General features: G+C 45.7%; 1 protein-coding gene. It reads left to right on the forward strand.

The features are described 5' to 3' along the window. On the forward strand, window positions 1-1,177 hold a 1,177-nt coding region (tuf, locus tag F0249_RS19950), incomplete at both ends, for an elongation factor Tu (protein ID WP_171757639.1).

Genomic DNA, 1,177 nt, shown 5'->3' on the forward strand with positions numbered 1-1,177 from the left:
TGTCTAAAGAAAAATTTGAACGTACGAAACCGCACGTAAACGTTGGTACTATCGGCCACGTTGACCACGGTAAAACAACTCTAACTGCTGCTATCTGTACTACACTTTCTAAAGTGTACGGTGGTGAAGCTAAAGACTTCGCATCTATCGATAACGCTCCAGAAGAGCGTGAGCGCGGTATCACAATCGCAACTTCTCACGTTGAGTACGATACTCCAGAACGTCACTACGCACACGTAGATTGCCCAGGACACGCGGATTATGTTAAAAACATGATCACTGGTGCTGCGCAAATGGACGGCGGTATCCTAGTTGTTGCTGCGACAGATGGCCCTATGCCACAAACTCGTGAGCACATCCTACTTGGTCGTCAAGTTGGTATTCCTTACATCATCGTATTCATGAACAAATGTGACATGGTTGATGATGAAGAGCTTCTTGAGCTAGTAGAAATGGAAGTTCGTGAACTTCTTTCTGAATACGAATACCCTGGTGATGATCTTCCAGTAATTCAAGGTTCTGCTCTTGGCGCTCTAAACGGCGAAAAACAGTGGGAAGATAAAATCGTTGAGCTTGCAGAAGCTCTAGATTCTTACATTCCTCTTCCAGAGCGTGCTGTAGACCTTCCGTTCCTACTTCCTATTGAAGATGTATTCTCAATTCAAGGTCGTGGTACTGTTGTAACTGGTCGTATCGAGCGCGGTATCCTACGCGTAGGTGACGAAGTAGAAATCGTTGGTATCAAAGAAACTACAGTAACTACATGTACTGGTGTTGAAATGTTCCGTAAACTGCTTGACGAAGGTCGTGCAGGTGAGAACGTTGGTGCACTTCTACGTGGTACTAAGCGTGATGACGTTGAACGTGGCCAAGTACTTGCTGCTAAAGGTTCTATCAACCCACATACTAAGTTTGAGTCTGAAGTATACGTACTTTCTAAAGACGAAGGCGGCCGTCACACACCTTTCTTCAAAGGTTACCGTCCACAGTTCTACTTCCGTACAACTGACGTAACAGGCGATATCACACTTCCAGAAGGTGTTGAAATGGTAATGCCTGGTGACAACGTTCAAATGACGGTTGAGCTAATCGCTCCAATCGCAATGGACGACGGTCTACGCTTCGCAATCCGTGAAGGTGGCCGTACAGTTGGTGCTGGTGTTGTTGCTAAAATCTT

Origin of the sequence: Vibrio sp. 03-59-1 (assembly GCF_013114135.1) — a bacterium.
Classification (GTDB): domain Bacteria; phylum Pseudomonadota; class Gammaproteobacteria; order Enterobacterales; family Vibrionaceae; genus Vibrio; species Vibrio cortegadensis.